The 5,540-nt window shown below is 74.8% G+C and carries 6 protein-coding genes and 1 pseudogene; 4 read left to right on the top strand and 3 right to left on the bottom strand.

All coding sequences use genetic code 11. The annotated features are described in order from the left end of the window. The 4 genes and pseudogenes from BZL64_RS33930 to BZL64_RS33915 form a co-directional block, all read left to right on the top strand. Window positions 1–517 (top strand): annotated as a pseudogene (locus BZL64_RS33930) (NYN domain-containing protein); the annotation flags it as partial. A gap of 108 nt (window positions 518–625) precedes the next feature. After that, entirely contained in the window at window positions 626–1,600 is a 975-nt protein-coding gene (locus BZL64_RS33925) for an ABC transporter ATP-binding protein (protein WP_086772930.1), read from the top strand. Between the two features lie 94 nt (window positions 1,601–1,694). Beyond that, window positions 1,695–2,519 carry an ABC transporter permease gene (locus BZL64_RS33920; RefSeq protein WP_107430399.1) on the top strand — a complete coding sequence of 275 codons (825 nt, stop codon included), beginning with the start codon at window positions 1,695–1,697 and terminating at the stop codon, window positions 2,517–2,519. Window positions 2,520–2,553: 34 nt separating this feature from the next. Further along, window positions 2,554–3,237, top strand: a complete 684-nt coding sequence (locus tag BZL64_RS33915) for a DUF2567 domain-containing protein (protein ID WP_086772928.1) — start codon at window positions 2,554–2,556, stop codon at window positions 3,235–3,237. A 66-nt stretch (window positions 3,238–3,303) separates the two neighbouring features. Here BZL64_RS33915 and ybaK read toward each other — a convergent pair whose 3' ends face one another. The 3 genes from ybaK to BZL64_RS33900 all read right to left on the bottom strand — a co-directional run. After that, window positions 3,304–3,807 carry a Cys-tRNA(Pro) deacylase gene (gene ybaK, locus BZL64_RS33910; protein ID WP_086772927.1) on the bottom strand — a complete coding sequence of 168 codons (504 nt, stop codon included), beginning with the start codon at window positions 3,805–3,807 and terminating at the stop codon, window positions 3,304–3,306. Between the two features lie 16 nt (window positions 3,808–3,823). Next, the gene (locus BZL64_RS33905) at window positions 3,824–4,564 is read right to left on the bottom strand and encodes an LON peptidase substrate-binding domain-containing protein (RefSeq protein WP_086772926.1); all 741 of its coding nucleotides are present in this window, start codon (window positions 4,562–4,564) and stop codon (window positions 3,824–3,826) included. Window positions 4,565–4,575: 11 nt separating this feature from the next. Next, the coding region (locus tag BZL64_RS33900) for a hypothetical protein (protein ID WP_107430397.1) at window positions 4,576–5,540 on the bottom strand (965 nt) is incomplete at its 5' end.

Here is a 5,540-nt window from a genome sequence, read left to right as displayed (position 1 = left end):
GGAACGGGTCCCCGCCGCCAAGGGCGTCCCCACCCCCAAGGACCTCGCGGCCCTGCGCACCCCCGGCGCCCAGACGGCCGTCCAGCCCCCCGCCACCGCGACCCTGCGCTGGTCCTCCGACAAGGGGTGGGTCGACCGGCCCGGCACCGCGGCCGAACCCCCCGAGATCGCCTCGATGCCGACGCTCGCGCAGGTCACCACGGCCGAGCAGCGGTGGGCCGACCGTGAGGAGGACATCACCACTGTCGGCGGCGACCCCTTCGAGGTGGGACAGGTCTTCGCCCGCCGCTGGATCGGCCGTCTCGGCGACCAGGGCCATCTGCAGAAACTGTCCGGCATGTACCCGCGCATCCCGCACCGCATCGACGGCGAGCTGCTGCGGTACGCGGCCCGCTTCGGCCTCCTCGCCCACAAGGACGACCAGATCGACGAGCACGACCGCTACGCCATCCGGGCGGGGTTCTGGCGCGAGATCGACGTACGGACGGCGGCCGAGCGGGCGCCCGCGGGGGACTGAACCGGGCACTTGGGGCGGCCCCGACGGCGAGCGGGGGCCGCCGACCCCGTACTCTCGTCCCTTGTGAGTACGCGCGCGGCATCGACCATTCGGCACCGGGACGAGGTCGTGTGTGCCGTACGCGGACTGACCAAGACCTACCCGGCGGTCCGGGGCCGGCGCGGCACTCCCGCGACCCCCGAGGTCCGCGCCACCGACGACGTACGGCTCGAAGTGCGCCGGGGTGAGATCTTCGGTCTGCTGGGGCCCAACGGCGCCGGGAAGACCAGCGTCGTCCGGCAGGTGACCGGGCTGATGCGGCCGGACACCGGCAGCGTGGAGATCCTCGGGCACGACATCGTGCGCCACCCCGAACGGGCCGCGCGCATCCTCGCCTACCTCGGCCAGGAGTCCACCGCCCTCGATGAACTCACCGTCTCCCTCGCCGCCGAGACCACCGGACGCCTGCGCGGTCTCCCCCTGAGCGAGGCCCGGCGCGAACGGGACGCCGTGCTCGACGAGCTGGGGCTCACCCCGATCGCCGGCAGGCCGCTGCGCAAGCTGTCCGGCGGACAGCGGCGGCTGGCCTGCTTCGCGACCGCGCTGGTCGGGGAGCGGCCCCTGCTGGTGCTGGACGAGCCGACCACCGGGATGGACCCCGTCGCCCGGCGCGCCGTGTGGTCCGCGGTGGACCGGCGGCGCGCCGAGCGCGGCACCACCGTGCTGCTCGTCACCCACAACGTCATCGAGGCCGAGACGGTCCTCGACCGGGTCGCCGTCCTCGACCGCGGCCGGGTCATCGCCTGCGACACGCCGTCCGGGCTCAAGGAGCAGGTCGCCGACGAGGTACGGGTCGAGCTGGTGTGGCGGGAGCGGGCGCCGCTGGACGTCCCCGAGGTCGCCGCGCTGCGCGAGCGGGCCGTGGAGTCCGGGCGCCGCTGGACGCTCCGGCTGGGCCCCGAGGAGGCCCGTACGGTCGTCGCCACCGTCACCGGGGGGGCCGCCTTCGCCGCCCTGGACGACTTCACCCTCGCCACGCCGAGCCTGGAGGACGTCTACCTGGCGCTGGGCGGGGCCGCCCGGCAGGGGTTGGTGAGGGTGTGAGCAGGATCGTCCCCGCATCCGTATCGAGCAGGGCGACATCGAACAGGGCGAAACCGAGCAGGGTGACCACCGGACCCAAGAGGAGCAACGCGACGTGAGTGTCGTACCCGCGGAGGTTCTGCCGGGCAGCGTCCTGGCCGGGGACGAGCAGCCGGCCCGGCAGGCGGCCGAGCTGGCGCCGCGCGCGCGGCTGTGGCCGTCGATGGCGGCCGTGTACCGGGCGCAGCTGTCCCGCGCGCGGGTGGCCCGCATCCCGCTGCTGTTCGTGGCGACCTTCCAGTCGGTCGGCATCCTGATCATGATGCGCGGAGTCGTCGACGGCGGACGCGAGGCGGAGGCCGTGGTGGCCGGCTCGGCGGTCCTCGTCGTCGCCTTCGTGGCGCTGAACCTCCTCGCGCAGTACTTCGGCCAGCTGCGGGCCAGCGGCGGCCTCGACCACTACGCCACCCTGCCGGTGCCGCCCGCCGCCGTGGTGCTCGGCGCGGCGGGCGCGTACGCGTCCTTCACCGTGCCGGGGACGCTGGTGACCGCCGTCTTCGGCTCGCTGCTCTTCGGGCTGCCGCTGACCCACCTGTGGGTGCTGGCGCTGGTCATCCCGCTGTCCGGCGCCGCGCTGGCCGGGCTCGGCGCGGCCTTCGGGCTGCTCGCCCCGCGCCCGGAGCTGGCCACCGTGCTGGGCCAGCTGGGCATGTCGGCGGCGCTGCTGCTCGGCGTGCTGCCGCCCGACCGGATGCCGGAGCCGGTGCGCCTCGCCCGCGACCTGCTGCCGTCGACGTACGGCGTGGAGGCCCTCGCGCGCACCTTCCGGCCGCATCCCGACTGGGCGTTCGTGATCGGCGACCTCGCGGTGTGCGCCGTGGTCGGCGTGGTCTCACTGGCCGTCGCCACCTGGGCGTACCGCCGGGCCGCCGTCCGATGACGCACGGCACAGGTGCGCCTGGCACGATGTGAGGGTGACTGCACCGCTGACTCCTCCTCCGCCACCGCACGAACCGTCCCCGCACGACGCCTGGCCGTCGCCCGGCGCGCACCCCGGTACGCCTGCCGCGCCGCACGATGCCGGACACGGACAGGACGGGCCCGGGATGAGGACGGAGCTGCGGGAGGCCGCGGTGATCACCGTCCTGGTCGCGGTCACCGGGGTGGTGCTGGGGCTGCTGTGGGTGTGGCTGGCGCCGCGCGTCCCGCTGGTGGGCGAACTCACCGACGACAGCTGGGTCGTCTACCTCAAGGACACCGAGGGCGAGCAGGCCGTCGGGGTGGACGGCACGTTCGCCCTGCTGGCCGTGGCCTTCGGTGCCGTGAGCGCCGCCGCCGTGTTCGCCTGGCGCAGGCGCGGGGGCGTGCCGCTGGTCGTGGGGCTGGCCTTCGGCGGACTGCTCGGCTCCCTGCTGGCCTGGCGGACCGGCCTCTGGCTCGGCCCCGGACAGGACGTGATCGCCCAGGCGAAGGCCGCGGGCAAGGGCGTCACCTTCTCGGCCCCCCTGAAGCTGAGTGCCAAGGGCGCGCTGCTGGCCTGGTCGCTGGCGGCGCTGCTGGTCCACCTCGGTCTCACGGCGCTGTTCGGGCCGCGGGATCCCGAGGTTGAGGTGTACGGGGCCGGGCCCAAGGACGGCTACGGGGCGCCGCTGCGGTAGGAGTGGCCGAGGGGCGGTGTATTCGCCCCCCGCCGCCCCTTTCCAGTCTCCCGGACGGGCTTTACCTCACGTACGTCCTACGGGGGCCAGGACAGCGTTCGTGAGCTTGGCCAGGTCGGTGGGGGACAGCTCGACCTCCAGGCCGCGGCGGCCCGCCGAGACGCAGATCGTGGCGTGGGCCTGCGCCGAGTCGTCGAGGACCGTGGGGAGGCGCTTGCGCTGGCCCAGCGGGGAGATGCCGCCGCGGACGTAGCCCGTGGTGCGTTCGGCGAGGGCCGGGTCGGCCATGGCCGCGCGCTTGCCCCCGACCGCCGCCGCGAGCGCCTTCAGATCCAGTGAACCGGCGACCGGGACCACGGCGACCGTCAGGGTGCCGTCCACCTCGGCGACGAGGGTCTTGAAGACCCGGTCGGGGGAGACGCCCGTGGCCTCGGCCGCCTCCTCGCCGTAGGACGGGTGGGCCGGGTCGTGGTCGTAGGCGTGGACCGTGAACTCCACGCCCGCCGCCGTCAGGGCGACGGTCGCGGGCGTGCCCCCGGACTGCTGCTGCTTCTTCGGCTTCTTCGCCATCAGGTCTTCCCGTACGTCAGTTGAGACTCGTCGGCCCGCGGGTCAGATCCGCCGCGGGCAGCGAGGGCAGGCTACGGAGGATGGCCGTCTCCGCGCGCAGCAGGTTCAGCTCGTCGCGCAGCCGGGAGGCGGTGTCCGGGGCCTGGAGCAGCCGCTGCTTGGTGGGCGTGTCGAGCATCATCGCCGCCGCCACCAGGTACGACACCACGGACGGCTCGTCGGGCAGGTCCGCCCCGGTGGACAGCGAGCGCTCCCGCGCACCCGCGAGGCGCTTCTGGTACTGGCGGAAGGCCCGCAGCACGCCCTCCGCGAGCGCGCCCGCCTCGTCGCCCGGCTCCTCCGTCAGCTCCTCCAGCTCCGCCGTGAGGAAGGGGCCCGAGGCGTCCACCGAGACCAGTCGCACCCGGGTCGTCCCGGTCGCCAGCACCTCGAAGGTTCCGTCGGCCCGCTCCCGCACGGTCGCGGCGTCGGCGACGCAGCCGACCGTCTGGAACGCCTTGAGCGGGTCGTCGCCGAACCCGTCGGCGGGACCCCGCTGGAGCGGCGCCGTCACGTCCGGCATGCCAGGGGCGGCCGGTGCCACCTCGTGGCCGTCGCGGATCGCGACGACGGCGAACCGGCGCGGTTCGTCCTCAGGGGTTTTCAGCAGATCGCGCATGAGGGCGCGATAGCGCTCCTCGAACACGTTGAGCGGAAGCACCAGCCCAGGGAAGAGGACGGTGTTCAGCGGGAAGAGCGGCAGCCGGACGGTGGTCACGCCGCAGAAGCCTAGTGGTCCGCGGGGTACGTGCGTTCCCCGTGCCCATCTGGTGGATGTCCGGCGGGCTCGCCGGACGGTCCGGAGCACACGTTCTCGCGCACCGCCAGGAAGTGTCCCAGCGGGTCGTCCGAGAGCCGGCCCCACGGGAAGGACGTGGCGTACGGGCCGATCAGGCGCAGCTGGGCGAGGGCGTCCGCCCGGCGGCCGAGGCGGACCAGGACGTACGTCAGGAGGTTGCGGATCTCGGCCGTCCAGGGGTCCGAGCCGGGGAAGCGGGCGGACAGCCCGATCGCGCGGTCGGCGGCGGCGTCGAGGCGCTCGCGCGGTACCTCGGGACCACAGCCGTCGGTGAGGTAGGCGAAGGCGGCCCGCACCGGCAGCGCCTGGACGAGGGCGCCGGCCGGGGCGTCCTGTGCGGCCCGGTCGGCGAAGTCGAAGCACTCGCGGTGGGAGCCGTGCCAGGACTCGGCCAGATAGCGCTTGGCGGCCACGTGGCAGCCGTAGTGGTGCGGGGCGCGGCGGACGGCGGCCGACCACAGTTCGCCGAAGTACTTGTGCCCGGCGTTCGACCCGCGCGCGTGGTCCAGGGCGATCCGCCACGGCACCGGGTCGCGGTGGTCGCCCTGCGCGGCGGCCGTGATCAGCGGACTCACCTCCCGCAGCAGCTCGGCTCTCGCCGGCGAGTCCCAGGCGCGCCCCACCGCCAGCTGGGCGGCCAGCAGCAGGACCTCGGGGTCGTGCGGGGCGGCGGCCCGCCACTCCTCGAACCACTCGGGGCGGGACCGCGCGAAGGACGCGAGGCGGGTGACGTACCGGTCCCGGTGCTCCCACTCGGCGCGCTCGCGCGTGCCGGCCAGCAGGGCGGCGGCGGCCTCGTAGGTGTCCCGCCCGGCCGCGACCAGCGCGGGGCCCAGGCGGTCGTCGGGCACGTCGAGGAGCACCTCGTCGTCGGCCGGGAGCCCGAGAGCGGGGG

The organism is Streptomyces bobili, from assembly GCF_002154575.1.
Classification (GTDB): Bacteria; Actinomycetota; Actinomycetes; order Streptomycetales; family Streptomycetaceae; genus Streptomyces; species Streptomyces bobili.
Note: the sequence above shows the minus strand (reverse complement) of the source record. Positions and strands in the feature narration are given on the sequence as shown.